This window comes from Streptomyces syringium (assembly GCF_017876625.1).
Lineage (GTDB): Bacteria > Actinomycetota > Actinomycetes > Streptomycetales > Streptomycetaceae > Streptomyces > Streptomyces syringius.
Window position 1 is genome coordinate 6,453,866 of record NZ_JAGIOH010000001.1, and the last position, 26,830, is coordinate 6,480,695.

General features: G+C 70.7%; 17 protein-coding genes and 2 pseudogenes. 7 read left to right on the forward strand and 12 right to left on the reverse strand.

All coding sequences use genetic code 11. The annotated features are described in order from the left end of the window. Nucleotides 1–15 precede the first annotated feature (15 nt). From JO379_RS28380 to JO379_RS28400, 5 genes are all read right to left on the reverse strand, one after another. A complete protein-coding gene (locus JO379_RS28380; protein WP_209517576.1) occupies nt 16–3,618 on the reverse strand; it encodes a hypothetical protein in 3,603 nt (1,200 codons plus the stop codon). Then, nucleotides 3,611–5,908, reverse strand: a complete 2,298-nt coding sequence (locus JO379_RS28385; protein ID WP_209517578.1) for a hypothetical protein — start codon at nt 5,906–5,908, stop codon at nt 3,611–3,613. The genes JO379_RS28380 and JO379_RS28385 overlap by 8 nt, the downstream gene beginning before the upstream one ends. Next, complete coding sequence (locus tag JO379_RS28390; protein WP_209517580.1) at nt 5,905–11,292, reverse strand: DUF6603 domain-containing protein; 5,388 nt, start codon at nt 11,290–11,292, stop codon at nt 5,905–5,907. The genes JO379_RS28385 and JO379_RS28390 overlap by 4 nt, the downstream gene beginning before the upstream one ends. Before the next feature lie 15 nt (nt 11,293–11,307). Continuing rightward, nucleotides 11,308–12,513, reverse strand: a complete 1,206-nt coding sequence (locus JO379_RS28395) for a ComEC/Rec2 family competence protein (RefSeq protein ID WP_209517582.1) — start codon at nt 12,511–12,513, stop codon at nt 11,308–11,310. A 303-nt stretch (nt 12,514–12,816) separates the two neighbouring features. Then, a complete protein-coding gene (locus tag JO379_RS28400) occupies nt 12,817–13,983 on the reverse strand; it encodes an agmatine deiminase family protein (RefSeq protein ID WP_209517584.1) in 1,167 nt (388 codons plus the stop codon). A 191-nt stretch (nt 13,984–14,174) separates the two neighbouring features. Here JO379_RS28400 and JO379_RS28405 point away from each other — a divergent pair, with 191 nt between their 5' ends. The 5 genes from JO379_RS28405 (at nt 14,175) to JO379_RS28425 (ending at nt 18,980) form a co-directional block, all read left to right on the forward strand. Further along, the gene (locus tag JO379_RS28405; protein ID WP_130881331.1) at nt 14,175–14,753 is read left to right on the forward strand and encodes a TetR/AcrR family transcriptional regulator; all 579 of its coding nucleotides are present in this window, start codon (nt 14,175–14,177) and stop codon (nt 14,751–14,753) included. A gap of 159 nt (nt 14,754–14,912) precedes the next feature. After that, a complete protein-coding gene (locus JO379_RS28410) occupies nt 14,913–15,437 on the forward strand; it encodes a hypothetical protein (RefSeq protein WP_209517586.1) in 525 nt (174 codons plus the stop codon). 199 nt (nt 15,438–15,636) lie between these two features. Further along, a complete protein-coding gene (locus JO379_RS28415) occupies nt 15,637–16,356 on the forward strand; it encodes an alpha/beta fold hydrolase (RefSeq protein ID WP_209517589.1) in 720 nt (239 codons plus the stop codon). Continuing rightward, nucleotides 16,353–17,747 carry a hypothetical protein gene (locus JO379_RS28420; protein WP_209517591.1) on the forward strand — a complete coding sequence of 465 codons (1,395 nt, stop codon included), beginning with the start codon at nt 16,353–16,355 and terminating at the stop codon, nt 17,745–17,747. The genes JO379_RS28415 and JO379_RS28420 overlap by 4 nt, the downstream gene beginning before the upstream one ends. Before the next feature lie 189 nt (nt 17,748–17,936). Continuing rightward, nucleotides 17,937–18,980 (forward strand): isoprenoid biosynthesis enzyme family protein, encoded by a 1,044-nt coding sequence (locus JO379_RS28425; protein WP_209517593.1) that lies wholly within the window; start codon nt 17,937–17,939, stop codon nt 18,978–18,980. Here JO379_RS28425 and JO379_RS28430 read toward each other — a convergent pair whose 3' ends face one another. The 3 genes from JO379_RS28430 to JO379_RS28440 form a co-directional block, all read right to left on the reverse strand. Beyond that, nucleotides 18,981–19,904, reverse strand: coding sequence for an alpha/beta fold hydrolase (locus tag JO379_RS28430; RefSeq protein WP_209517595.1), 924 nt, complete (start codon nt 19,902–19,904; stop codon nt 18,981–18,983). A 65-nt stretch (nt 19,905–19,969) separates the two neighbouring features. After that, the gene (locus JO379_RS28435) at nt 19,970–21,214 is read right to left on the reverse strand and encodes a beta-ketoacyl-[acyl-carrier-protein] synthase family protein (protein WP_209517597.1); all 1,245 of its coding nucleotides are present in this window, start codon (nt 21,212–21,214) and stop codon (nt 19,970–19,972) included. Further along, nucleotides 21,211–21,444, reverse strand: coding sequence for an acyl carrier protein (locus tag JO379_RS28440; RefSeq protein ID WP_130881325.1), 234 nt, complete (start codon nt 21,442–21,444; stop codon nt 21,211–21,213). Before JO379_RS28440 ends, JO379_RS28435 begins: the two co-directional genes overlap by 4 nt. Nucleotides 21,445–21,932: 488 nt before the next feature. Here JO379_RS28440 and JO379_RS28445 point away from each other — a divergent pair, with 488 nt between their 5' ends. Then, nucleotides 21,933–22,916, forward strand: a complete 984-nt coding sequence (locus JO379_RS28445; protein WP_307842167.1) for a hypothetical protein — start codon at nt 21,933–21,935, stop codon at nt 22,914–22,916. A gap of 48 nt (nt 22,917–22,964) precedes the next feature. Here JO379_RS28445 and JO379_RS28450 read toward each other — a convergent pair. The 3 genes and pseudogenes from JO379_RS28450 to JO379_RS28460 all read right to left on the reverse strand — a co-directional run. Next, nucleotides 22,965–23,236 (reverse strand): annotated as a pseudogene (locus JO379_RS28450) (GNAT family N-acetyltransferase); the annotation flags it as partial. Between the two features lie 124 nt (nt 23,237–23,360). Next, nucleotides 23,361–23,747 carry a hypothetical protein gene (locus JO379_RS28455; protein ID WP_130881918.1) on the reverse strand — a complete coding sequence of 129 codons (387 nt, stop codon included), beginning with the start codon at nt 23,745–23,747 and terminating at the stop codon, nt 23,361–23,363. Between the two features lie 399 nt (nt 23,748–24,146). Continuing rightward, nucleotides 24,147–24,491 carry a hydroxyisourate hydrolase gene (locus tag JO379_RS28460; protein ID WP_130881324.1) on the reverse strand — a complete coding sequence of 115 codons (345 nt, stop codon included), beginning with the start codon at nt 24,489–24,491 and terminating at the stop codon, nt 24,147–24,149. Nucleotides 24,492–24,760: 269 nt separating this feature from the next. On the opposite strand from JO379_RS28460, the gene JO379_RS28465 reads away from it, so the two are divergent. Next, a complete protein-coding gene (locus tag JO379_RS28465) occupies nt 24,761–25,336 on the forward strand; it encodes an antibiotic biosynthesis monooxygenase (RefSeq protein ID WP_130881323.1) in 576 nt (191 codons plus the stop codon). Between the two features lie 15 nt (nt 25,337–25,351). Here JO379_RS28465 and JO379_RS34240 read toward each other — a convergent pair. Continuing rightward, nucleotides 25,352–26,774: pseudogene (locus JO379_RS34240) on the reverse strand (pyridoxal-phosphate dependent enzyme). Nucleotides 26,775–26,830 lie beyond the last annotated feature (56 nt).

Sequence of the window (26,830 nt, forward strand, 5' to 3'; positions counted from 1 at the left end):
CGAGGCTGCTTGGGTTCACTTGGTGTCGAATCCGCCGCTCAGGCGGAGGAAGCCGGTGCGGATGACCGGGCCGTCCTCGTCCAGCCGGGCGTTCTGGTCGATCTGGACGACCGGCTTGTGGTCCCACTCGGAGGCGGGGGTCAGTTCGGCCCAGTCCCAGGTTCCCTGCGGGGACGTCGGATGCGGCAGCGCCAGGGCGTTGACGAACTCCGGCCTTCCGTTGCCCGCCGGCGCCTTGCCGCTCGGCACCCTGCGGGTCGTGGTCAGCACGGGGCTGAGCCGCAGCGCCACCCGCATGGCGGCCATCGCGGTGCGCGTGAAGCGCGAGGGCAGCTGGAGGTCCGTCACCGGGAGGACGTCCGTGGTGGCGTGGACGGCCGCCTGCGGGTCGAGCAGCAGGGTCAGGTGCTTGTGCGCCGTGGAGTCGGCGGGCAGCGAAGGCCAGTTGGACGAGCCGATCCCCGCCACGTAGTCCGTGTGCGCGGAGCCGCCCGGAGTGGTCACCGCGTAGAACGTCCCGTAGTTGTCCTCGTCGAAGTAACCGATCAGGCCGTCGCCCTTCTGCCCGGCGTTGCCGAGGCGGATGGGCCACCGGTAGTCGAGGTGGGCCAGCTGCGGCGGCGCGGTCTGCCCGGCCGGCCGGTTCCCCCACGCGGCGACGGTCCGCCAGTCCCGGGCGTACTGCCACCCCGGGTCGGCGACCGGCAGGCCGTCGAGCTCGAAGCCGAGCCGGGCGCGGACCAGGGCGAGGGGGCGGCCGAGCAGTGCGCCGAGCACCTCGTCGCCGTACGGGTTGCCCGGGTCGATCCCGCCCAGCGCGCCGTCGATGGTGGCCATGAGGTCGGCAAAGGCGCCGGGCCCCTTGGCGACCAGCTCCTTGGCGAAGGCGTAGAGCTGCGGTCGCGCGCCCTCCAGGTTCCGGATGTCCTGGATCCGTGAGTCGGGCAGCGGGCCCCAGCCGACCACCGTCGACACGGCGTTCCCGTTCTCCCGCAGTTCGAGGCGCAGCTCGCCCAGCGGCTCGCCCGTCGGCGCGTAGCACAGCAGCGACCGGTCGACGTAGTTGGGGACGATCCACGCGCCCACCGGCGTGGTGTTCGCCGTCAGGTCGACCAGGTGCTCGTCGTCGTGCTCGGTGACGAAGTCGAACCGCAGCCGGGCGGGCTGGAGCAGCCTCGGCGGCAGCTGGACGAACCGCTCCTTCAGGTCCTCGTCGGCGAACTTCGTGCCCGGTACCAGGCTGTCGCCCACCTTCGGGCGCAGGAAGTCCGCGTCGCCCGGCAGCAGTACGTCGAGGGTCTGCCCGAACTCGTCGACGACGGTGAGCGCGCTCAGGGCGAACTGCCCGGACCGGATCTGCGTGAACCCGGACGGCAGCCAGCCCTTGAACGGCTCCGGCAGGGCACCGGCGTCGGGCAGGTGGTGGTACGCGTCACCGACGAGGTCGCCGATCCGGCCCGGCGGCCTGAGGTTGGGCGCGGGGTCGCGGAGGGCGAACGCGTCCGTCAGGCCGTCCAGCCGCTGGGACAGCAGGTCCAGGTCCTTGATCTGCCCGGCGGCCTTCTCGAACGCCTTGGAGACCTCCTCGTCGGGGTGGTCCGCGGCGTACCGTTCGAGCTTGCTGCTCAAGGTGTGCTGGACCAGCGGTACGAGGAAGCGGCGCCCGGTCACCTCGACGGTGTCCGTGGCGGACCCGCTCGTCCACTGGTAGGTGCTGCCGTCGAACTGCCAGTTGTGCGCGTTCCCGTCGGCGTACGGTACCGGCCAGTGCTTGACCCGCCACTGGAACAGCAGCGGCTTCCACGGCTGCCGCCAGGGCTCCGGGACGAGGCCGGCGGGGATCTTGTCCTTGTCGGCGGGGTCGAGCAGGTAGGCGAACTCGCTCAGCAGGGCCGACGCGACCGGCGGCAGCCCGCCCGTCTTCAGATCGGGATACGGGTTCGGCCGGTCGCCGCCGAGGATCTGCGCGGGGGTGCGGCAGAGCAGCCCCTTGGCGCCCGCCAGGGACGGGTGCGCGGTGTGGCTCTTCGCCCCGGCCAGCAGCACGGTGGGGTCGGTGACCTGGTGGAAGGGCGGGAGCGTCTCCCGGCGGACCTGGTACGTCCCGGGCAGCGGGTTCGTCTTGCGGTAGTCGGCGAGGGACCGGTCCAGCTCCGGGCCGTCGGCGCCGTGCGGGATCTTCGCCAGGAGCGCGCCGAGTTCGTCCAGCCGCCGGGCCACCTCGAAGGCGAGGCCCTTCTCGTTCGCCGGGTCGATCTCGGCGCGGAGCTCCTCGCGGGTGTACTGCGGCGGGATCAGCGGCAGGCCGTGCATCCACCACAGGGCGTACAGCCGCTGCTGGAGCACGGTGAGCTCGCGTTCGGCCCGGTCGTAGGCGGTCTGGTCGGAGTTGAGCCGGGCCAGCCACGCCTCGTGCTCGGGTGCCGCACCGGACCAGGTGACGGACGCCGGGTCGCCGGAGGTGTTGCCCTTGTCCGTGGTGTCGGCGAGCCGCCACACGAAGCCGCCGGGGAGCTGCCGGAACCAGCCCTTGTGGAGGGCCTCGGCGGCCTCGAACGTGCCGTCGAGGCCGTCGAGGACGTCCAGCAGGTCATGGCCGAGCGTGTGCAGGAGGGCGGGGTCGGTGTGGTCGAGGGTGTCGTGCCCGAGTTCGGCGAGCAGCGTGGCGTACGCCTCGTCCGCGCTGCTCCCGACCGCGATCTTCTCCCGGACGTCCTCCTTCGCCGGACGGTCCGAATCCGGGAGCGCGTCGGGCGTCCACCGCACGTCGACGGCGCGGCCGCAGTACGCGGTGCTGTCCGGGGTCCACCCCTGGGGCAGGTCGTCGACGCTCCAGCCGAGCCCGGCCAGGACGGAGTCCACCGTCGCGCCCGTCTCGTGCAGGCGGCGGTTCAGTTCCTCCTCCGCCGGGTCGGAATACCAGCCGACGACCTGGTAGTTGAGGGTCGCGGGACCGTCGATGCCGGTCAGCGGGTCGTGCAGGGAGAAGACGTTCTCGTGGTACGGCTGGTAGACGTGGAAGGTCATGACGCCCGGGCCGACCGCGGTGAGGAACAGCTTCCTGCGGGCTTCGGACGTGGTGGCGGGCTCGCTCCACGCCGTGCCGGCGGGGCCGATGTCCAGGGCCTGACCGATCTTCGTCGGCACGACGGTCGAGCGGTACGGCGTCTTTGCCGGGTCCTGGACACCGGGCTCGACGGGGTGGACGAAGCGCGAGGTGCCCTTCTTCGGGTCCAGGTAATCGCTCTCCACCACCCAGCCGGCCGTCGGGCGACCGTCCGTCTGCCGCACCACGAGCCAGCGGTTGGGCACCAGCGGGAACTCCGTGCGCCCGCCGGCCGCGCGGGCGGCACCCTGACGCAGCGCTTCCGGCAGTTCCCAGCGGAGGTACACGCCGTCGTGCTGCTTGTACGCGTCGTCGCTCTCACCCTGCTCGGTGGCGTTCCACTTCTCCTCGTTGGTGAAGGGATCCGGCTCCGGGGTGCGGTTGTGGCGCAGCAGGTTGAAGTTGGGCTGCCAGCGCCGGAAGCCCTGGCCGCCGCGCTCGCGGACGTGTTGGTTGACCACCAGGGCGTCCACGTTCACCGGGACGATGAGGGTGTCGTCTCGGTCAGCCATTGCGGTGGTCTCCTGTCGTGACGGTGTCAGGCTCGGTTTCGGGGTCGGTGGTGAAGGTGCGGCGCTGCGCGGCGTTGATCATCTGGATGGCGAACTCGCTGGGTGTCAGGTCGTGATCGAGGGCCAGCGCTCCCTTCAGCCCGGCGGCGAGGCGCGCGACGCTGAGCACGGTGTCGGGGGCGCTCGGTCCGGTGGCCCGCAGGTAGGGGCGGAGTCCCGGCGTGTCCGGGAAGTGCTTGTCCGGGATCTCCTTGCCGATGTCGTCGCCGGTGAGGGCGCGCAGCCGGATGACGCCGTCGTCGACCGGGTCGTCGGCCCCGCCCTCGTCCAGTTCGTCGATGCCGAAGTGGACGCCCTGCTGCGGCTCGGCGATCTCGACCCGGCCCGGGATCCCCTCGACGAGGACGAGCAGGACGTCGTCGGCGAGCGCCTCGCGGCGCACGACCGGCAGCGCCTTCTCGTCGTCCCCGGTGGCCCGGGGGCCGGCGTACGGGCGGATCTCCAGCGCGGGCCAGCCGCTGACCAGCTGCGAGCGCAGGAGCAGGCCCGTGACGGGCGCGGCGGGCTCGGGCAGCGGGGCCTGGCCGTCCGGGCCGAACACCAGCGCGTCCGTCGTGAGGTCGAAGGAGTGCGCGAGCCCGACGCTGAGCGCGCCGTCGAGCAGCATGGCGGTCCAGTCGGGGTCGACGTAGAAGAAGCGCAGGCTTTCGGCGGGCAGCATCCGGGTGTCGGGGACGAGGTGGGCGAACGGTACGCCCGCGAGGTTGCGGAGGCCGAGCAGCCGGTTCCGTACGAGGAGAAGGTCCTCGTCGTGCGGATCGACGAGCGGGTCGTCGCCCCGGACGGCGAGGTGCGCCGCAGTGGGCGTGCCCATCGGTGCAGGTACGGGCGTGACGCCGGCGCGCCGGGTGAGCGGAGTGGGCCGGGCGGGGGCGCGCAGGGCCTCACCGAGGTGGCCGGCGAGACCGTTCGTCACCAGGTGTTCGAGCCGGGCCCGCGCGCCGGCCGCGGGCTGGACCCGGCCGTCCACTGCCCGGCGCACCTTCCCCCGCAGCCGGAGGAGCGCCGCGCCGAACCGGTGATCGGCCAGGGCGACACCGCGGCCCGCGGTGAAGGCGGTGGCGAGGCTGACGTCGAAGACGCCGTACTGCTCCAGGTGGATCAGCGCCTCGGCGGCGCAGCGCCGGCGCTCGCGGTCGGTCCGCGGCCGGGCGGGCTGGGGGAGGAACGGACCCCGGTACCAGGCGAAGGTCTGCCGCCCGGACTCGGTGTGGCAGGAGACCGGGAGATAGCCGTCGCGCAGCCGGCCGGCGACCTCCTTCTGGTCGTCCCCGGACAGCGGGCGGTCGCCCGGCGGGACGCACAGCAGCAGCGCGGATCCCTGCTCGCCCTCCGTGTCGACGAAGTGCTCGGTGAGGGCGGCGAAGCCGGGCGCGTGGTCGGGGACGGTCTCGAAGGCCCACGACCACAGTGAGATCAGCCGCAGCTTCTGGTCGGGGCCGTCGTAGGTCTCCTTGGTCCCGTCGGGCAGGAACTTCTGCCAGCCCTCCAGGGAGACCAGGTGGGCGACGTACCGGCCGCCGGCCGCGCGGGGCAGCCGGTTGCCGACGACGACCGCGTAGTCGCCGACCTGGATGAGGTCGGCGGTGAGGGTCGGGGCCTGGTGGCGGTGGTTGACGCGGCGGACGTGGGTGAGGAGCGGCAGTTCGGCCTCGGTGGGGGCGACGGCGTGGAAGACGGAGCGGTGCACCAGGACGGTGCGGCACACGGTCTTCTTGTCGTCGTCGGTGACGGGGTCCGTGGCCTGGTCGAAGGCGGGCAGGACGACGCCGTCCTCCGTGCCGGTCAGCTGCTCCACGGTCCGCGCCTCGGTCTGTCCGAGGCAGTGCGGATCGGTCTCGGGGAGCTCGCCCTCGCCGAGGACGAGGAGGGCGAGCCACGGCAGCCGTGTGCCGTTCGCCGCTGTCGCCTCGTCCCGTTCCCACGGCAGGGTCGGCCGGTCGAGGGTGATGTGCGGCAGGACGTCGTCGTACAGGCCGGTGGCGCCCGGCGAGGGGTAGGTGCCGTGGATCCACTCCGGCTGCACGGTGAAGCGCGATGCCCGGACCTCCACCTCCTGGGTCGCCGGGGGATCCAGATAGCCGTCCTCGTCGACGCGGGCGCCGCTGTGGGTGAGGGTCTGGTGGGCCGTGAGGGTGTAGCGCCCGGCGGTGACCTGGGGCACCAGCGAGTCGATGAACTGCACGTCCAGGGACGGATCGGGATCCGGGGCGTACGGGAGGGGGCTCATGCCGCACCGCCTTCGGTGGTTCGGGTGGTCTGCTGGGCCGGCGGTGGCACGGTCACGGCCAGCGCCACCGGGTCGTCGGTCAGGGGGACGGTGGTGTCGAGCAGGACGGGCTGGTCCGCGGCGATGTCCACCACGTGCACCTCCCGGCTCTTCGCGCGGACGACGTACAGCCGGTCGCTCGCGGCGGACACCGCCAGCGCGATCGGCTCCGGACCGACCCACACCGGCTCGCCCGCCGCCTGCGGCACCGTGCCGGAGGTGTCGAACACCGACACCGTGCCGGTGGTGGCGTTGGTGACGTAGAGGCGCCTGCCGTCCGGGGAGGCGGCCAGGGCGCTCGGGCTCGTACCGGTCCGCAGGGTGGCCAGGGCCTTCCGGGCCGCGACGTCGACCACGGTGACCGTCGCGCCGCCCTCGTTGAGGGCGTACAGCCAGCGGCCCTTGGGATCCGCCGCGAGCCGGGTGGGGGAAGGGCCTGCGGGCAGCGGGTCGCCCACGGGCATGGGGTTCTGGAGGTTGGCGACGTCCAGTTCCAGGACGGCGTTGTCACCGGGCAGGGCGATGTAGACCCGCTGGCGGCCGTCGCTCCACGGCAGGGCGGGCACGACGTCCGCGGGCATCCGGTTGTCCGTGCCGTAGGTGTGCACGGCCTTCGGCGCGCCGTCCCGCACGTTGAGGATCTCCAGCTGGTTGGGCTGCGCGTAGGTGGCGTACGCCCACTTGCTGTCGGGCGAGAAGGACGCCGCGCGCACGTTCTGCGCCAGCCATGCCGGGGAGCCGGTGGTCGTGTCGACCGCCGGACCCGGCGGATTGGCGGCGATGTCGAACGCGTCGATGTGCTGCGAGGCCGGGTCGGCGGCGAAGAGCCGGGTGCCGTCGGGGCTGACAGCCAGGTGGGTCGGGTGCTCGTAGGCCGAGGTGAAGGGCGCGTACGCGGTCAGGCTCTGCGCGTCGACGGGCGTCACCTTCCGCCCCTCGCCCAGCACGTACAGCCGCTCGCTCTCGGTCGGCGTGCCCGGGACGGTGTGGTCGGGCTTCGCGTCGACGTCACCGGCCACCAGGCCGTCGGTGGCGGCCAGCCGCTGGTTGGTGCCCGGACTGACACCGAGGTAGCCCATCGCGGCGAAGAGCCGGTCGCGGGACTGGTCGACGGGAGCGCCGGTCAGGTCGCCGGTGAGCGCGCCGACGCTCGGCGCCGGTGCGGCTGCTTCGGCCGTTTCCACCGGCTCCACCGCATCGGCTGCTTCGGCCGCGGACTCCAGGGCTATGGTCCGCGCGGCGGCGGCCTGCCGCAGCGGCAGGATCCCGTCCGGCCTGCGGTCGTCGTGGGCGATCGTCCCGGCCTTGATGTGCCCCGGGCTGCCGCCCTGATGGGGTGCGGGGAGCCGCAGGTCGACGCCCATGAGCTGGCCGTCCACCCGCTGCGCGCTGCCGGTGGTCAGCTTGCCGTCGTACGCGCCCCACAGCGCCGCCGGCAGGCTCGCCCGGTTCTGCGCCGCGTCACCGGCGTACCAGGGGCTCAGGTCCTGCACGACCCCGTGCTTGGTGAGCGTGACCGTGAGGGTGGAGTCCAGGCCCTTGCCCTCGTCGCGGCGGGGGCGGATGTTGACGGGCGCGCCGTCGATCTTCTGGGAGTCCGCCCCCTTCGTGAGGTTCAGGCCGGAGACCGGGACGGCGGTGCGGACGGCGAACGAGAACGCGCCGGGCGTGACGACCCACAGCCCGTCCCCGGCACGCGCGGGTACCAGCCCGTCCATGGGCACCAGACGGACGGCGTCCTGCTTCGGCGGCAACTGCTTGACCACGTCCGCCCAGGGGGCCGGCTGGTCGTCGCGGGCGCTGCCGTCGCCGAAGCCGATGGTGAACGAGATGAACCAGAGGTGGATGGTGACTTCGCCGGCCGTGGGGGGACCCCACAGCCGCAGGGACGCGCCGACCTCGACGCTGATCGTCTCCCGGACCAGCCACAGGTCGAGCACGAAGCTGACCCCGATGCTGATGCCGATCTCGGCGTCGAAGTGGAACGGCGCCCATTCGATGAGGAGGTCGGCGTGGGCGGTCAGCCAGGCGTGCAGGTCACCGGAACGGTAGTTCACGTCCAGTGCGCCGCCGGCCATGATCGCGCCGGGGGTGAGCGCGAAGTACGAGCCGCCGCTGATGGTCAGCTCTGAGGTGACCGGCCAGTTGAAGCCGAGCCTCGGCACCCGCGGGTAGTGCGCGGGCACCGGGTACTTCGGGTGGTAGCCGCCCAGGGTCAGCGCGAAGTCGCCGGCGTTGTCGCCGTCGAACCAGGTGTACAGCGCGAACCCGCCGGTCAGCACGCACGCCTCGTCGAGGAGGAACGATCCGGGTGCGAGCTGCGCGGTGAGCTTCAGGACGCCTTCGCTCGCCCGGTACTTGGCGGACAGACCGAGCCGGACCCGTGCGTAGGGGGCCAGCGACTGGTCCTTGGGGAACCGTGCCTCGGCCGTGCCCAGCACCGCGACGGCGAAGTCGTCGCCGACCTCCAGCACCAGCAGCGCCTGCCCGTCGAGGAATTCGAAGATCTTGAACTCCAGGCCGGCGGCGAACCACAGCTGCCCGGCGGCGGGACGCACCCAGGCGTCCTTGCCGCCGCCCATGAGCTTTTCGAGGACCTGGAGCGGTTCGGTGGCGGTCAGGTCCTGGAGGAACGGGAAGTCCAGGACCTTGTCGCCCTCGGGCAGCCGGACGTCGGTGTTGAAGCCGAAACCGGCCATGATGCCGGTGACCTGGACGGGCGGGGGCCCGCCGAACTCGCCGTTCGCCTTGCCGAAGATGAACAGCGACGTCTGGTCCGGGTGTGCGGTCGGGCGGGCGTACGCGCCGAGGGCCGTGAGCCCGAACTCCTCGGCCCTGACGGACAGCACGCCCTCGATGAGCGGGTCGTAGTCCTGGTCCTGCTTGTGGACCAGGGCGCCCTCGATCGCCAGCGGCGGGCGGGAGTAGCCGACGCTCAGCCCGTCCAGCCGGAAGTGGGGGTGCTGCGGGTCGGACAGGGGGATGCCCAGGCCGAGTCCGTCCACTCCGACGGTGAGCCCGGCCATGCCCAGGGAGGCGTCGAAGAGCACCCATACGGTGCCGTCGGCGAATCCGGCGCCGACCCGGCGCAGGGTGAGGGGGCCGATCGAGCGCTGGACGCCGATCCAGGCGACCAGCGGGAGGGCGCTGCCGCCGCTGCCTGCCGTGTCCGCGCCCGGTGCCACGGGGGTGCTGTCACTGTCCTGTACGTGCGCGTGCAACGCTGCCGGGGCCTTGTCGCCCCGTCCGGTGCCCCGGACGGCGAGCGACGTCGTCCCCGTCCGGCCCGGCAGCTTCAGGTCCACGGTGAAGGCCATGCCCTTGGCCAGGCCTTCAGTGGGCAGCAGGGGCAACGCCTTGCCGGCGGCGGCCAGTGCCTTGTTGAGCTCGGTGACCCGGTCGGCGGTCAGGGTGTCGAGCGCCACCAGGGCGCCCAGTCCGCACACGCCGACGTCCTCGGCCTCGGGTATCTGTCCCTGGAGCAGCGGCACCTGGGACAGCCGGGCGTCCAGCGCCACGCCCACGCGGACGGCCCAGGCGCGGTTGCCGGCGGGCGGCTGGTCCGAGACGGCGACGAGCGAGCCGCCGTTCTTCTCGTGGGCGGCGAAGACGATGGCCTTGCGGGCGGAGGTGTAGGCGACCGTGAGCGCGTCCAGGGCCCCGAGCCGGTCGAGGATCTGGCCGGTGGCCGGGTCGGTGACGCCGAGCAGGCGCGCGATGTCACCGAAGGAGACACCCTTGGAGTCCGTGCACGTGGCGACGAACTGGGCGTGCTGGACGTCGCTGACGGCGAAGGTCAGCGTGCGCGGGTCACCGTGGTCCTGGGGGACGGCCAGTGTCAGGCCGCCCGCGTACTCCTGGTCGTAGCCGGGGCCACCGGTGCGCTTGGTCAGCTTCACGGTGACGTCGAGGTCCGCCTCGATCGCGCCGAGCGGGAACGCGGCCCGCGCGTGCAGCTCGAACTTCTTCGTCGCGCTGTCGTACGTCACCGTCAACTGCTCGACCGTGACGCCCTGGAGCACCGGTGGCGGCTGGATCCCGAAGGCGGCGAAGGCGTCGCCGAGCCCGATGTGGGCGGCGTCCATCTCGAACCGCCACCCGGACGCGGTCTGCCAGGTGCCGTGCACGTCCACGGTTCCCTCGCCCAGCTTCCAGGACGCGGTCGCCTCGGCGGTCGTGGTGTCGCCCGCGCGGAGGAGGGTCAGGCCGACCTCGGACAGGGCGATGTCGTCGTTGACGTGCCAGACGTCGCCGAGCCGGAGGTCCAGGCCGTAGCCCCAGGCGGAACCCCGGCCGAGCTCGGCGCCCACGGCGAGACGGGTCACCTTCAGGTCCTCGGGCACCGGGACGCCCGGGAAGCGGTCGGCGAGCAGTGCCCCGACGGGCAGTGGGCCGACGAGGACTCCGCTGACGGACTTCTCCGGCAGGCTCACGCCGACGTCCACGACGACATCCTTGGCGAGCGTCACGCGTCCGCCCAGCACCACGGCGGCCGTGCAGCCCTTGCCCAGAGGGTCGGCCACGGAGAAGTCGGCGTGGAGGCCGTCCAGTTCCAGCAGACCGGGCAGGGGCTCCCAGGCCCGGCCGAGGTCGATCCGCAGGCCGGCGGCGAGCCACCGCGGCGCCGGGCCGGCCTCGTCCTGCGGCGCGTCCGTGTCACCCGTCGCTTCTCCGAGGGCGAAGTCGAGGGATGCGGCGGTCAGGCTCAGGGCCGCGCCCTTGGCCACGTCGTCGGGGAGCAGATCGAAGCCGCCGCTGGGCAGGGTGGCCCAGGGCAGCAGCGCGTCCAGGCCGGACAGGGGCACGCCGGGGAATTCCCCCGCCAGCCGCCAGGTCTGCACGTCGCCCGCCGGTGGGTATCCCCACACGTACGGCCGCCGGGCCGCCTTCTTGTCGGGGAACAGCAGCTCCACTCCGCATCCGACGGCCGGGAGCGGGCCCGCGTCGCCGCCGGGTTCGATCCCGAAGACGAGATGCAGGGGGCCGATTCCGATGCGCTCCAGTGCCGAGGGCACCGGGGCGAGCTCGGCGGGCAGCCTCAGGCCGTCCGGCAGCAGGGCGACGTCGGCGCGGACGCCCTCGACGGTGTTCCCGTCGGCGTCGGCGAGGAAGACCACGTCCGCCGTGGCGGCGGCCTGGCCGAGAAGGGTGACCTGGCCGGTCACTCTCAGGCCGTCCGTGTCGACGCTCGTCACGCCACTGACGTCGAGCACGGCGTCGGGCAGGAACCGGGCGAACAGGTCGTGCGCGGGGGCGAGCTGGAGGAAGCCGGCGTCCACGCGCAGCCGGTGGTCGGTGCGGGCACGCTCCAGCGCGGCACGTAGATCGGCGATGTTCAAGGGCATGATCCGTGCCTCTCCCTACTCGAACCAGATCTCGAAGGAACCGGGTGCCGCGTCGTCCAGCAGCAGGTGCCAGTCGACCCCACGCCATCCCGTTGCCGTGCCGTTCGTGTTGGGCACGGCCATCGAGCTGAACAGCGGGTCGGTGACATGGGCGTTCGGGTCGGTCGCCGGAATGTGCACGAAGGGGCCACGCGTGCCGCGGCTGTCGTCCTGGACGACGTACCCCCAGTTCGGAGGCGTTTTGATCCGTGGATCCGGAAGAGTGAGCCGCGGACGCACGCCTCTCCAGTGGGGCACGAGCCGCTGGGTGACGTTGCTCTGCGTGCACGTGGCGGTCTTGCCGCCGAACGCCTTGGGGCCGGTACTGACGAAGAGGCCGTCGGGGGTGGTGTGGTCGAGCCACGCGTTGGCCGTGGAGGTCACACTGCCGTGGTGGCCGATCTTGAGCCAGAGGTTGTTCTCCCTCCGGCACCAACTGTCCGCCGTGCCCACGAGATAACGCTCGTTGAGCGTCACGGCGTCGGCCATCAGCAACACCTTCTGGCGGTGCTGGAACGCGTCGGGTTCGCCCCGGATCATCGTCACCAGGCTGGAGGCGTTGGCGATGGCCTCCTTCGGACCGGTCTCGTACTTCGCCACGTCGTTCGGGCCCTCCGGCCCGAGAACGCCCCCGAGCATGTACACGTTCGCCCCGAGGAGGCCGGTCCCCTGGAGGAGCGGAGCCGGCGACGAGGGCATGGTGACCTGCCGCGGCGGGTTCTCGATTTTCTGGCCACTCGGGCCGCCGATCTGATTCCAGTGGTGGAACAGGGTCCACAGGAAGTCCCCGCCGCGCTCGCGGTAGTCCAGCGGATGGAGCCCGTACAGGACCTGGCGGATCGTGTACTTCAACTGCGGCGGGTCCAGCTCCGACAGGAGGACGTGTTCGAGCAGATTGAAGTGGTCCTCGTCGGGGTGCGTGACGATCAGGCAATCCAGGACGTAGGGGTCGCGCAAGCGCCCGAGATATTTGTCCAGCTTGGTCTTTATTCGCGCGACCATCTGGTCCTTGGCGGAGAACGTCTGGGTCCCGACCACGGGATTCAAGGGACGGAGCGGCTCGGTCGAGCCGCAATCGATCAGTACGGCGTGCGTACCGACGTTCTTGTTCTTCCGGTCGTAGAACCACAGCAGGGTGCAGTCGCCCTGACCGACATTGAAGAAAACGACCTCGACCGGCATAGCCCTCTCCGTACCACCGGGGACAACAGAAACCGCCCACGCTCTCCGCTGCCGCACCCCCGGAGCCGGGCCGAGGGAGATCATTCCCCGATCCACGGAGCCGTCCGGCCGGGCTCGGGCTTTTCCGGCCACGCGATCACTGGCTGTGATCGTGCCTTGACGGCCGGATAGCGGTACTTGCCCGTCGGTCAGGGCGGTGCGGCACTTCGGCTGCGGAGGACGGTCGCCGGTGGTGGGGCCGCCGACCGGCCATCTCCCGACCGGGGAAACTGTCCGAAGATCGACCGCGGCGGCGCCGCACCATCAGTGGGTAGCGGGTCGGCCGGGCTGGTCGTGGGTCGAGCAGTGGATGCCGCCGCCACCGGCAGCGACGGTGTCGATGTTCACCGGCACGATGTCGCGGTCGGGGAAGTGTTCCTCGAGGATCCCGCGCGCCCGGTCGTCGGCGCGCTTGTCACCGAACTCGGGCATGAACACGGCGCCGTTGGCCACGTAGAAGTTGGCGTACGTGGAAACGAAGTCGTCTCCGGTGCCGGTGATCCGGCCGGGGTCGGGCTGCGGCAGGTCGATGATCTCCAAGCGCTTGCCGCGCGCGTCGGTGGCCTTGGCGAGGACGGACCTGGCCTGGTCGGCGGAGCGTGACCAGACGTCGGCGGGGGCACCGGGGAACGCCTTGTCCAGCAGCACCACCCCGGGTGCGGCGAACCGTACGAGGCTGTCGACGTGCGCGTCGGTGATGTCCTGGCCGCGCACTCCGGCGAGCCAGATCACCTTCTTGACGCCCAGGCTCTGCTTGAGCTCTGCCTCGATCGTCTCCCGGCTCTTGCCGGGGTTGCGGTTGTCGTTGACGATCGAGCTTTCGGTGACCAGCAGGGTGCCCTGACCGTCGGTCTCGAAGCTGCCGCCCTCGGCGACGAGCGGGGCGGGGCTGCGCGGGATCCGGTACTTCGGCAGCAGGGAGCGCCCGACTGCACCGTCACTGTCGTGCTTCTGCTTGTTGCCCCAGCCGTTGAAGTGGAAGTCGACGCCCACGACCTTGCCGGACTCCTCGACGAACACCGGGACGGTGTCGCGGGCCCACAGGTCGTCCACCGGAAGCGGGATCACTTCGACCTGCGAGCCGCAGGCTTTCTGTGCGGCGGCCTGCTGGCCGGGCCGGGCGAGCATCACGACGGGCTCGTACTCCGCGACGGCCCGGGCCACCCGTGCGATGTCCTCACGCACAGAGCGCAGGTCCAGGCTCCACACCCGCAGCAGGGCGGGCCAGGACATGAAGGTCCGCGCGTGGCTCTCCCACTCGGCCCCGAACCGACGATCCGCACCCGTGCGGGAGGCGGCTGTGCCGGAGGCCGCCGGGCCGGTCGAAGCGACGGCACCTGACCTCGATGGCTCCTGCGACCGGCACGCCAGTGCTCCGGTGGCGAGCAGGCCCGCACCGGCGAAGGCACGCAGAGCGATGCGGCGGGACATGGGGTGGGGGGACAAAGGTGACTCCAGTGCCGAGGCGTTGCTGGAAGCGGCTGGTGGTGCTTCTGGTGGTGCTCGTCGCCGCTCTCCCGGATTCCTGACTGAAATTTCAGTCAGGAAGGGAAGGTGGCATGGTGCAGCAGGGGGCCTGTGAACGAAAGGGCCTGTGAAGCGAGAAGCACGGAAGTGAGCGCATGTCCCGTCGCCGTACCTCCATCCTGGAGGCCGCCGCCCGAGTCGTCGCCCAGCGGGGCATCAGGGGCCTGCGCGTGGAGGAGCTCGCCGAGGAGGCCGGCGTGTCGACCTCGTTGATCTACTACCACTTCCAGGACCGGGCCGGCCTGTTGTCGCACACGCTGGAATTCATCAGCACCCGGGCCGAGCAGTACACCGAACCCGCCACGGATCCGGACGCGGACCCGCGCGGCCATCTCGAGGAGATGCTGCTGCTGGAACTGCAGGACACCCCGGTCGTCATCGAGAACAGCACCGGCTGGGGCGAGCTCCGCGCCACCGCCGTCTTCCAGCCCGAGCTCCGCGACCAACTACGCACCGCCACCGCGCGCTGGACCGACTACGCGGCCGACCTCATCGACCGCGCCCAGCAGCGCGGCGGCATCCCGCCCGAGGTATCCGCGGAAGACACGGCCGAACGCCTCACCACGCTGGTCGAGGGCCTGAGCAAACGCTGGCTGAGCGGCTCCCTCACCTTGGACCGCGCCCGGGACCTCCTGCGCGGCGCCATCACCGCGGAACTCGGACCGCGCCCCTGAGCCGTCCGCGCCCCCGTGTTCGGGGCATTCCAGCATTCCACTCCTTCGGTGGGTTCCACGCGGATCGCCGCATGTCCCGATATCGGCCGGGGAAGGGAAGCGCTGCAGCTGAGCGGCCAAGTGAGGGACAGGAAGCAGTCCTCGCCAGGGGGGTTCCAGATGAAGAGAGTGAACAGGCTCCGGCTCGCAGCGGCCGTGGCGTGCGTGGCGGTGATCGGAGTGGTGAGCCCGCCGGCGCACGGTGCCGCCGAAGGGGCCCCGGCCGGCGCGCGGACGACGGATGCCCCGCCGCCGCGTGCCTGCCGGCAGGGTGACCACAAGCTCACGATCGTGGTCACGACCGACAAGGCGAATGTCGCCGACGGCGACCGGCTCTGGGACAGCCACCACGTCTACATGAGGAGCAGCCACCAGGACTTCCTCATCACCTACGCCCTCGCCAAGGGGCCGGAGCGGTCCAACCCCCTCGACCCCGCCTCGGCGGCGACCGGCCGTACCACGTACGCGCTGGACGAGTGCTACCGAACCGGCGCGGACATCGGCAAGCACTGGAAGAAGGCCGCCGCCGAGTGGAAGGACTTCAACGCCCTCGTCACCTGGATGCGCAGGCCCCACACCCAGGTGGTGACCCTCCACGACGGAACGGTCCGCAACTCCCTCTGGCAGCCCGGCAAAGTTCACTGACCGCCTCGCCGCCCCGGCGTTGGCGGGCGCCGACACGGCCCGGGGCGCGTCATCCGGCTGACTACTGCCAAAAGGCCCGCAGTGATGCCGCTGATCGTTGATCCGGATTCCGGGGTAGGCATGGACCATGCAACGGATTACGGCGGCGGTAAGCGGCCGGCCGATGGTGGCCTGGCACATTGCCGGACGGAGACCGCCGGTGGTGTGCGTCCACGGTGCCGGCGTCTCCAGCCGGGAGTTCCAGCCGTTCCTTGAGGTCCTCGGCCGCCGCCACGACGCGTGGACCGTCGACCTTCCCGGGTTCGGGCCCAGTGGCGGGCCCCGGCGCCCGCTGGGTATGCGGGCGCTGGCAGACGCGCTTGCCGAGTGGCTGACCGCCGTCGGCCTGGACCAGGCGGTGCTGCTCGGCGGGTCCTTCGGCTGCCAGGTGGCCGTCGATGCCGCCGTGCGGCATCCGCACCGCATCGCCGGGCTGGTGCTCGTCGGCCCGACCGTCGACCCAGCCGCGCGCAGCTTCATCCGTCAGTTGCTGCGATGGATGCGCAACGCTCCCCATGAACGGGCCTCGATGGCACCCCTCAACCTTGCTGATTACCGTGACGCGGGCGCGCGCCGTGTTGTCGGTGCCTTTACCGAGTCGCTGCGCGACCGTATCGAGGACAAGCTGCCGCACGTCCTCCTGCCGACGCTGGTGGTCCGAGGGGCGCAGGACCGGCTGGTTCCGCAGGGCTGGGCGGAGGAGGTGACCCGGCTCCTGCCCGCGGGACGGCTGGCCGTGGTGGAGGGCTCCGGTCACATGGTTCCCTACCGGCAGCCGCACGCGCTGGCCGGACTGGTCACCGAGTTCCTCGCGGACGAGTTCGCGGCCGCCGGCGATGAGGATGAGGCGGGGCCGCAGGAGCAGAGGTCAGCACGATGAGGGCGTCCAAGGCGGTCGCCTCGTTCGACTCGGCCACCGGCATGCTGCGTGCCTTGTCGCGATTCCTCGCGGGCCGGGACGTCCCGGCCCTCGGCCAGGTCCCCGCCGCCTTCGAGTTGCCGCTGTCCGGCCTGCTCGGCGGCCTGAACAGACTGCCGGTCGCGGTCCAGGAACGCGCGTACGCGGCGAGCGGCTGGGCGGAGGCCATCCCCCAGCGCAGGGTTGGCGAGGTGCGTTCGGAGGCGCTTGCCGCGTGGGTCACCGGCCACTACCCCCGGCGTCGCTACCCCGTGATCTTCATCGGATCCTCCAACGGAGCCCTGATCCACCTGGCCGCCGCCCTCGACGCGGCCTGGCTGCCGCAGACGCTGCTGCTGCCCGTTCGCCGCCGGGGTGTCGCTCCGGACGATCCGGTCGGCGACCTGGCCGCAGTCGAAGGCGCCGGCCGGGCTCTGCTCGCCGCCAACCCCGACCTCGTCCTGCACCACATGCACGATCCCAACCAGGACCGTCTGATGATCGCCGGAATGACGTACTTCCGGGTCAAATGGCGCCGGCTGCCCGAGGCGTACCGCCGTTTCATCCACGACCATCTGGCCCCGGGCGGCCTGGTCGTCGGTGTCGACTGCACCCTGCGCTGGCCCACCACCAGGATCGACGACCGGTACGTGTTCCAGTTCGGTGCCCTCGGCGACGCCACGCCCGACGAGTACCGCCAGGGCGGTCCCCGCGTCGCGGACCTGCTGGCCCGCTACGGCGCACCGGTACGCCGCTGGCACCCGCCCGCCGCCGACGGCGAGAGCCCGGAGGCGGAATGGGGCCTGGAGCCCGCGCTCCTCGACGACATCCGCGCCTTCGCCGGGCAGCACCGGATCGACCTGGACCTGCTGCGGTTCGACACGCCACAGCGGCTCAGCCCCGCCGTGGCCGATCTCTACCGTTCCTGGTACGCCGACCGTGGCCTGCCCACCGGCCGCCTCCTGGTCGAGTCGTTCCTCCTGCTCGAACCCTGGTGGGCCCTGCGCACCGGCTCGGTGCCGTACTGGACCGTCTTCGGCACCGAGACCTTCCGCGCCGGACTTGAGACCTACCTGAACGCCACAGATCCGTACGACGAGATCCGGATCCTGCTGTTCAACCACGGCACCGACTCCATCGGCCTGGCCGGCGCCCAGGACTGGCGGCGCACCGCCGCCCGCGCGCGCAAGATCGGCGTCCTGACCGGCGTGGATGGCGCCGTCTACCCACGCGACTTCGCCGGCTTCGTCCGCTCGCACCGGGAGCTGAGCCAGATCCGCACCCGCTACCCGATGCCGCTGCCGCTCAACGCCGCCAGCGCAGCCGCAGCACTTGCCGCCCGAGGCGGGATCGGCTGGCACTCGGCAAAATGAACCGCGCGACGCAGCGCCGGCACGCATCCCGACGCAGCCAACCGCGCCGGTTCGAGCCAACCTCTGCCATCGGAGTCCCTTGCGGCAGTCCTCATGGGCATACTCAATAGGCGCCCATTTGCCGAGAGGTACCTGGGCCGCCTGTCGCAAACTCCCTGACGCGAAGTGGTAATTCTCGAGGAGGCGGGCGTGGACATCTCCGTGGGGCGATACGTCGACCTGGTCGTGGAATTCCTGGAGGCAGTCGAGTATGGGGAGCCGGAAGGTTCCGTCGACGAGCGCGTGGAAACCTTGCGCTACGTGTACCGCGGAACCATGGAGTACTTCACCCGGCCGGACGTTCAGGATATCCCGGTCGACCGCGAGCTGCTGGAAATCTATGTTCGCACGATCACCCGGATGACGGTCCTGGGCTGGGAAAATCTTTCCCGTGACACGCTGCTTCCTCTCACCATCCACTTTTTGCACACTGTCATAGAGGATGATCTGGAAGTCAATCCGTTCCTGGCGAATACCCACCCCGCGGATAACTTTATACATGAGCTTGTGGGCGGGGGTGATCAGGTGCATCCGGTGCACAGATCGATCTTCGCATCCTTCCCGGACCTGCTCCGCCACTACGGGAAGTTCGCGCAGCTCGCCTTGTTGAGGTACACCCTGGATTTCCTCCAGGGCACCTGGGTCGAAGGCCGCCGGTTCCAAGGGTTTCCGGGATCCGGGGAATACCCGATGTGGCTTCGCCGCCTGACCGGGATGGGGGGCTTCTGCGCAATATCCCTCTTCCCTGCCGATCAGTTCGACGAGGACAGGCAGTTCGGAGACGTCGTGACCGTCATCGCCTACCTCATCCCAATCGTCCCCTTGGTGAACGACGTTTTCTCGTTCTATAAAGAAAAGGCCGGGGCCGATGGCGACTTCTGCCTGGTAAATTCGCGTTCCGCGACGAGTGACCAGGATACCGAACAGGTACTTCGAGGAGCTGTCCGCGACAGCGTACATGCGGTGCAGCAGTTGAGACATACGCTCGGCGGTCGGCAGTCCGCGGCACTGAAGACGGCAAACGACTTCCTTCGAGGGTATATTCGTTGGCATCTCAGCGACGAGAGGTACCAAATGAAGGAGCTCGGCGCCCAGTGCGGGACCGGGAGTCGGAGTGCGGTGAAATTTCAGCGGTTTCGTGAGATCGCCTGCCGTGCAAGCTGTATTGATCTGGTGGATTTCCAAACGCTCTGATCAGGAAAACGAAGGTGTTCCCCCGGCGGTCGCCCGGCGTACCAGCGCAGCGCCTCGCCGGGAGAGTGGTTCTGCCAGGTAGGGCGCGGAGTGCAGGGGCTGGTCGGTGAAGAAACGCCACGTCAGGTCGGCCACTTCCGCCGCGCGCTCCATGATCACCCAGTGGTCGGACTCCGCGATGACGGCGAAGCGACTGTCTTCGATGGTGGTGGCGAAGGCGCGTTGCGCCGCGGGCGGGACGACCGTGTCGTGTTCGCCCGCGAAGGACAGCGTCGGCACACCGGTGAGGCCTCCGCCGAGGTCCAGCCGGTTCGCCAGGGTGCGGCCCAGCGCGTGCGCCGCATGCGGCGAGTGGCGGGCCACATGCAGCAGGGAACGGCGGACGTACCGGTGCACCAGCTGCCGGTGGCGCACGACGCGGTCCTCGTCGCGGCAGATCATGGCGTCCGCCACGCGGGTCGCGAAGTCCTCGGCGCGCCCGGCGGCGAGAATCTCGGCGACTTGCCGCAGCCCGTCGTGCTGGGCATCGGTAAGGGTGGAGGGCATTCCGCCCAGGACCAGCCGCGCGATGCGGTCGGGATACCGCTGGGCCTGCCGAAAGGCCAGGATCGCGCCGAATGAGTACCCGAAGAGATTGACGCGCGGGACACCGAGGTCCTCGATGATCCGCGCCACGGCGGTGTGCAGCACTTCGATGCCCGCGTCGGCGGGGCAGACCGCGCCGCTTCCCATGCCGGGCAGGTCCGCGGTGACCAGATCGGCCACCGGTCCGAGGCGGTCCTCCATCTGGGGCCAGCCGAACATGCCTTGCAGCGCGCCGCCGAACACGACGACGGGTTCGGTGACGGGCTCGGGCCGGGGCAGCACTCGGTACGCATAGCGCATGCCGTCGACTGTCAGGGACCGGACGATTTCCTCGGACAACAACACTCCTTCACGGCGGCTGCGGCTCCTTCACGGGGCTCGCTCACGGGCTCGCTCACGGCGGTTCACTCACGGATCAGGACGAGAGCCGCATTGTGCCCGCCGATGCCGAGCGAACTCTTCACCGCGCAGTTCGCGGCCACCGGCCGGGACTCCTTGCGCACGACCTCGACCGGGATTCGTGGGTCGGGGGTTTCCAGATTGACGGTGGGCGGGACGAGCCGGTGCTGCAGCGAGAGAATGGTCAACGCGGTCTCGATGCCGCCCGCCGCGCCGAGCGTGTGGCCGGTCATGGCCTTGGTGGAGGTGACGAGGCCGTGATCGCCCAGGACGCGGTGGACGGCGTTTCCCTCGATGAGGTCATTGAGCACCGTGGACGTGCCGTGGGCGTTGACGTGGCCGACGTCCGCCGCAGCGACGTCCGCCTCCGCCATGGCCGTGCGCAGCGCGCGTTCGATGCCGATGCCGTCCGGGTGGGGCGCCGCCATGCTGTGCGCGTCGCTGGTCGCGGCATACCCGGCGATCCCCGCCCGGATGCGCGCCCCGCGCGCCCTGGCGTGTTCGGGGCGTTCCATGACGAGCAGGCCCGCGCCCTCGCCGATCACGAAGCCGTCCCGGTCGACGTCGAAGGGGCGGCAGGCCCTGGCCGGATCGTCGCGGCGGACGGACATCGCCTTCATCTGGCAGACGCCGGCGTAGATCAACCGGGACCGGAGGGACTCCGCTCCGCCGGCGATCGCGACATCGCACGCCCCGGCACGCAGGAATTGATAGGCCGTGCCGATGGCCATGGTGCCGGAACAGCAAGCCGTGGTCACGGCCATGCTGGGGCCGTGGATGCCGAGGTCGGTGCAGACGTTGCTGGCCGCGCCGTTGACCATGCTGAGCGGCGCGACCATCGGGGAGACCCGGCGGGCGCCCTTCTGGGCGAGAACGGCGTGCTGGGCGTCGTAGAACGGCAGTCCGCCGTGCGCGGAGCCGATGACGACGGCGACGCGGGCGCTGTCCCATGCCGAGGTGTCCAGAGCGGCGTCGGCCAGCGCCTCGCGTGCCGCGATGACGGCGAGCTGGGTGAAGCGGTCCATCAGCCGCAGGGCGGCCGCACCGAAGATCTGCTCGGTGTCCAGGCCGGTGATGGTGTACATGAAGTCGCATGGCAGGCCGTCGAGTTCCCCGAGCGGCCCCACGGACGTGGGGGCGTCCGACTCGGTGACCGTCCGCCAGGTCTCGGCCACACCGACGCCTGCGGGGGTGACCATCCCGAGACCCGTGACCGCGGCGACGAACGGCCGCCGGTTCCGCCCCGTCACGCGGGGAGCCTGCCCTGGACGGCGGCCACCAGCTCGCCCACCGTGCTGCGAGAGCTCAGCTGCACGTCGTCGAGATCGATGTCCAGCCGGTTCTCGATGATGACCCGCAGTTCCTCCAGCGCTAGTGAGTCCACGCGAAGGCCGTGCAACGAAGCGTCGGGATGGACGGCACCGGGGTCCGCCCCGAACTTCTTCACGAGCAGGGTGTGGATCTCATCAGCGGTCCCCATCCGGTGGCCTTCCATCACTGCTGAACACGGCAGAATCTGTCACGCATAACCGAACCTATCGGTGCAATCGGCCCGCCCGGCTTTGCCTGCGATCGCTCGTCCGGGTGGACCGAGCGAACAAAAGGCCGAACTGTACGCGTGTGGGTATCGGAGTGGCCGAGGCCGCGCAACAGGGCGCGGGAAGCCTGTCCGGGGAGCGTGCCGGAGGCAGCGCGGATCATCGGTGCGAGCGCGCTGGGTGCTCGGCCCCGGGGTTGTGGGACCCCCCCGGGGCCCGGCAGAGGCCTACCGGCGGGTGTTGACCGTCACTCGGGTGCCGCCGGCAGCGCTCGCGGCGCCGCCGGCCAGGCCGACGGCCGGTGCGGCGGCGGTATGGCCGGTCAGGGCGACAAGCGGCAGACGCTCTTATCTTTCACTAAGAACGTTCCCCTAGCGTCCCGTTCATGATGATGCAACGTGGTGCAGTCGGATCTGTTGTCCTCACGGCCGTGGCCTTGACGGCCACCGTCGGGGTGGCCGTCGCGGCTCCTGCCCCCGGCAAGGCCGCCGGCTCGGTGTCCCGGGGCAAGGTGACGGACAATCTGTACATGTCGCTCGGCGCGTTCGAGGATGCCACGTCCGGCGAGGACCCAAAGGTCAAGGCCATGATCGACCGTGCGGACATCGGCGGCGTGCAGGTGGTGGTGCCCTGGAAGGCCCTGGAGGAGAAGAAGGGGGAGTACAAGTGGTCGCGGCTGGACAATGCCCTGAAGTATCTCCAGGAACGCCACAAGAAATTGTTCGTCCAGGTTCAGGACCGGTTCTTCGATGTCGCCATGAAGGACGCCAAGGTTCCCCAGTATGTGAAGGAGGAGGGCGGGCTCGCGCCGACGGTCGACGAGAACCCTGACAACCCCACCACCCATGGGGCCATGGTCGCGCAGTGGAACACAGAGGTGCGAGCAGACTTCCAGGCCATGCTGAAGGCGATGGCGGAGAAGTTCGACGGCAAGCTCGCCGGGGTGAACCTTCCGGAGACCGCGGTCGAGGTGGACACCAAGCAGGATCAGACCAAGTACACCTCGAAGTCCTACATCGACGCCGAGATCGACAACATGCGTTACGGCAAGAAGGTCTTCACCAAGACGCAGTTCATCCAGTACATCAACTTCCTGCCGGATGACGACGACCACAAGCGCATGAAGGAGATGTTCGACCTCGCCAGGGACCAGAAGATCGGCATCGGAGGACCGGACACCCTGCCGGACCGGAAGTACCAGATGGAGAACTCCTACAAGTTCCTCCACGCATACAAGGATGCCCTTCCCCTCGTCGCGATGGCCGTCCAGGAACCCGACATCAAGGCCAAGGACCCCAAGACCGGTAAGCCGTTCACCCGCGAACGCTTCACCGACTTCGCCCACGACTATCTCGGTGCGCGCCAGATGTTCTGGACCACCGAAGCGGACTGGCTGCAGAAGCCCCCGGCATGACACATGCACGACTGCGGCTGCTCAGGCCCGTGTGAGTGACCGCGCTGTTCAGACGCGCGGCCCGTTCTGGTGCGCCGAGCTGCGGCGCTCGATGAGCAGGACGTCACCCCACACCCCGTGGTGGCGCCCGATGCGTTCACGGGTGCCCATCATGCGGAAGCCCGCCTTCCGGTGCACGGCCAGGCCGGCGGAGTTCTCGGGGAAGATCCCGGACTGGATCGTCGACCACCCCGGCGTACGCGCACCGGTCGGAGACCCTGGAGACGGCCACCCAGCCCAGCACCCGGCCGGCGGCCGGGGTCGAGGGCGGCGAACCGGTGGGAGGCCCGCAGTCACCGACTCCCGCCGCCGCGCACGCCTGGCCCGTGACACGGTGGCGGCCTTCGGCTTTCGGCCGTTGAAGTGCCCCTCCCGACCAAGTCGGGAGGGGCACGCGGAGCCGGTTCAGCCGGTGAGGGTCACGCAGGGCAGGCCCACGCTCGCGCCACCGCGGAAGCCCTCGGCGCAGAGCCGGGTGCCCGCCGGGAAGTGGCGTTGCGGATAGGCCTGGTCCCGGTAGGTCCGGAACGCGCCGACGTCCTCCGACTTGGTGCGGGCGCTCCAGCCGTTGGTGGTCCATACCCGGGCGCTGATGCGGTGGGGCTGGTTGGTGTTGACGACCGACACCTCCACCCTGCCCAGATAGGTGCCCGTGTCGTAGGTCTCGATGCAGACCGAGTGGTTGCACCACTTGCCCGCGGCCGCCGCGGGCGGTCCGGTGGCGATGACGCAGCCGATCGCCGCGGCCGCGGTGGCGATTCCCGCGGTGATCTTCTTGGTGATGCCGTGCATGGTGAGCGACCTCAGCATTCTTCCCCGCCCGTGTTGAGGCACCGGGATCCCATGGGTTCTTGCCTCCGGGGGCAGGGCAGTTGGGCGTCGTCGGATGCGTAGGGACCCGAAGGGGCCAACGCGCGGAAAGATCACGGGTTACGCCACGGCTCGTACGCCTCGCGTGCGTGTGAGCTCGCCCGCCGATGCGGTGTTCGCCATGCTGCGGGTCGGCAGCAGAACCGTGTTGTCACCCTTGACGAATGCGGGGGCGAAGTCGCCCTCGAGTGTCATCGTCAGCTGCAGGTCTCGCGCCTGGTGAGCGGTGGCACCGGGTTTGACGCCCAGGAGGCGGAGATCGTGCCGTATCGCGTGGACACGACGTGATGCACGGGTCACCCCTTCCTGGGCCTTCCTGGGCTAGGCGCGGTAGGCGCTGAGGGAGGCCGGTGTGAGAAGCAGCAGGATCCGTGGTCCGTCGGCCGGGTCCGCGGTACGGAAGGCGAACGAGGCTTCCGTGTAAAGCCCTTCGGTGCCGGTCTGCGCGAAGTACTCCTCGGCGTCGACGACGAGGCGGTGGCATTCCGCGGTGGTCAGGGGCCACGCGTTCGCATGTCCGTTGGCATCGACCGTGCCGGTGGCGACGTGGGCCCAGACGTCGCCCTGCCGGCTCTGAAGGGACAGCCGTAGCCCCGTGGCCGGCAGGCCGGTCCTGTTGTCGCGCACCTCGACCGAAAGGCTCACGCCGGCCTCACGGATGTGCATCTCCCACCACGCTTTGCCGACCGTCCCTCAACGCGCCGCCCCCATTCCACCAGTCCTCCACCGCAGAGAACCCCGCCGCGCCTTCCGCTTCCCACGCTCACCGGCCCGTTCCTACCCGCGGCCCTCACTCCGCAGCCCCGCCTCCCTACGGCTGTCGCAGCGCGTGCGTGCCTTCTGCGCCTCGGAGTGCGCGCCCCGGAGTATGGGAAATATTGACACTATCGGTGTGCAAGGCGTATTTCGGTTATACCGGAACTTATCGTGTTCGCATGACGGAACCGGCGCGGGAACCACACAGCAGCGGTGACGACCAGGTCAGCGTCGTCTACACCTGGCAGGTGGAACCGGGCAGGCAAGGCGACTTCCAGGAGTGGGCGCACGGCATCCAGCGGGTGGCCCGCACCTTCCCGGGAGAACTGGGCGTCACCTGGCTGCGACCGGAGGGCGACGGGAACCGCTTCCACACGGTCGTACGGTTCCAGGACACCGACAGCCTGGAACGATGGATGCAATCCCCCGAGCGCGCGGAGTGGCACGCCCGGCTCGCGGGCATCGCGCGTCCGGTGCATCCCCACCTCACGACGACCGGCATGGAGTCCTGGTTCACCGTGCCCGGCGGGGTCGCCCGGCCGCCCGCCCGCTGGAAGATGGCGTGCACCACGCTCCTGGCCGTGTACCCCTTCGTCCTTCTGTACACCTGGCTGGTGGCGCCGAACCTCCTGTCCTGGCCGGTTCCCCTGCGCGCCGCCGTTCTCCCCCTCGTGCTGTCCCCGACGCTGACCTACCTGGTCATGCCCGGACTCAGCGGGCTGTTCCGCCGCTGGCTCTACCCCGACACCCCCTGAGCGTCATGAGGCGGCTCATTCCGTGACGGCTCGCAGTGCGGCGCGGTCGGTCAGGGCCATCGCGCAGCCGTCACGGAGGACGACGGCTGTGTCCAGCCCGCGCTCGGTCAGCTCGGCGAGCGCTGCCGCTGCCGGTTCCCCGTAGCCGAAGTGGGGGAGGGGTGCGCCGAGCCGGTCGGCGACCGGGTCGGTGGGTGCGGCCTTGCCGTTGCGGAGGGCGGTTTCGAGTTCCTCCAGCGACACGGACCCCGTCAGCTCGGGAGCGGTCGGCCGCCGCTCGGGACCCACGGGGCAGGGGCCGGCCGGGCACACCGGGGGTGCGCCGGCGTCGCGCCCCGCCCGCAGGGATGCCAGGGCTTCGCCGACGGTGCCGCGGGTGTTCAGGTACGGCAGCGGCGGCGTGTGCTCGTCCGTGGGAGCCGCGTCCGCGACCCGGGGGTGCGTGGCGTCACCGTCCAGGAAGCCCAGGCGCAGCAGCCAGGCATCGTCGAAGTACTTCGAGAGGTACTGCCGCCCGGAGTCCGGGAGGATCACCACGACCAGGGCCTCCGGACCTGCCTCGGCGCCCACGCGCAGGGCCGCGGACAGTGCCGTGCCGGACGATCCGCCGACGAGCAGCCCCTGATCGCGTGCCAGTCGGCGGACGGCCTGGATGGCTTCGCGGTCCGCGACGGGCAGGACGCGGTCGACGACGTCCTGGTGGTACGACCGCGGCCAGGGGTCCTCGACGGTTTCCGCATGGCGGAAGTGCCCGGCGGCTTCGATTGAAGTACGGGCGGCCGTCGCCGCCGGAGTACACGGAGGACATGGGGTCGGCGCCGACCACTTGGACGGTGCCGCCGCTGACCTCCTTGAGATAACGGCCGGTGCCGCTGATCGTGCCGCCGGTGCCGATGCAGGACACCAGGTGGGTGATGCGCCCCTCGGTCTGCCGCCAGATCTTCGGCCCCGTCGTCAGATAGTGCGCCTCGGGGTTGGCGGGATTGTCGTACTGGGCGGCGAGCCAGCCTCCCGGCGTCTCCTCGGCGATGCGGGCCGCGGTATTGACCGGGTGGTCCGGGTGCTCGCGCGGCAGGCCGCCGGGCCTCATCACGACCTCGGCGCCGAAGGCCCGCAGGGTGGCGACCTTCTCGCCGCCGGCCCGGTCCGAGAGGACCAGCACGGCGCGGTAGCCCTTCCGGGCGGCCACCAGCGCGAGCCCGATCCCGGTGTTGCCGGAGGTGGCCTCGACGATCGTGCCGCCCGGCCGCAGCAGCCCGTCCCGCTCGGCCTGCTCGACCATGCGCAGGCCGATGCGGTCCTTGGAGCTGCCACCGACGCTCAGGTACTCCAGCTTGGCGTAGACGGCGGAGGCCGACCGTGCGGCGTCGCCGGTTGTACGCAGCCGGACCAGCGGCGTGCCGCCGACGAGATCGAGCACGGACTCGTGGACATCCATCCCGGCACCCTTACCAAGCGGCGCCCCGGGCAAACGGCGTCCCGACGGTATGCATG

Bases quoted from the DNA above. Each gene is read 5' to 3' on its own strand.
- JO379_RS28455 (WP_130881918.1), bottom strand. From the start codon at position 23,747: ATGCACGGCATCACCAAGAAGATCACCGCGGGAATCGCCACCGCGGCC.
- JO379_RS28405 (WP_130881331.1), top strand. From the start codon at position 14,175: ATGTCCCGTCGCCGTACCTCCATCCTGGAGGCCGCCGCCCGAGTCGTC.
- JO379_RS28420 (WP_209517591.1), top strand. From the start codon at position 16,353: ATGAGGGCGTCCAAGGCGGTCGCCTCGTTCGACTCGGCCACCGGCATG.
- JO379_RS28380 (WP_209517576.1), bottom strand. From the start codon at position 3,618: ATGGCTGACCGAGACGACACCCTCATCGTCCCGGTGAACGTGGACGCC.
- JO379_RS28400 (WP_209517584.1), bottom strand. From the start codon at position 13,983: ATGTCCCGCCGCATCGCTCTGCGTGCCTTCGCCGGTGCGGGCCTGCTC.
- JO379_RS28395 (WP_209517582.1), bottom strand. From the start codon at position 12,513: ATGCCGGTCGAGGTCGTTTTCTTCAATGTCGGTCAGGGCGACTGCACC.
- JO379_RS28440 (WP_130881325.1), bottom strand. From the start codon at position 21,444: ATGGGGACCGCTGATGAGATCCACACCCTGCTCGTGAAGAAGTTCGGG.
- JO379_RS28390 (WP_209517580.1), bottom strand. From the start codon at position 11,292: ATGCCCTTGAACATCGCCGATCTACGTGCCGCGCTGGAGCGTGCCCGC.
- JO379_RS28465 (WP_130881323.1), top strand. From the start codon at position 24,761: ATGACGGAACCGGCGCGGGAACCACACAGCAGCGGTGACGACCAGGTC.
- JO379_RS28460 (WP_130881324.1), bottom strand. From the start codon at position 24,491: ATGCACATCCGTGAGGCCGGCGTGAGCCTTTCGGTCGAGGTGCGCGAC.
- JO379_RS28385 (WP_209517578.1), bottom strand. From the start codon at position 5,908: ATGAGCCCCCTCCCGTACGCCCCGGATCCCGATCCGTCCCTGGACGTG.
- JO379_RS28410 (WP_209517586.1), top strand. From the start codon at position 14,913: ATGAAGAGAGTGAACAGGCTCCGGCTCGCAGCGGCCGTGGCGTGCGTG.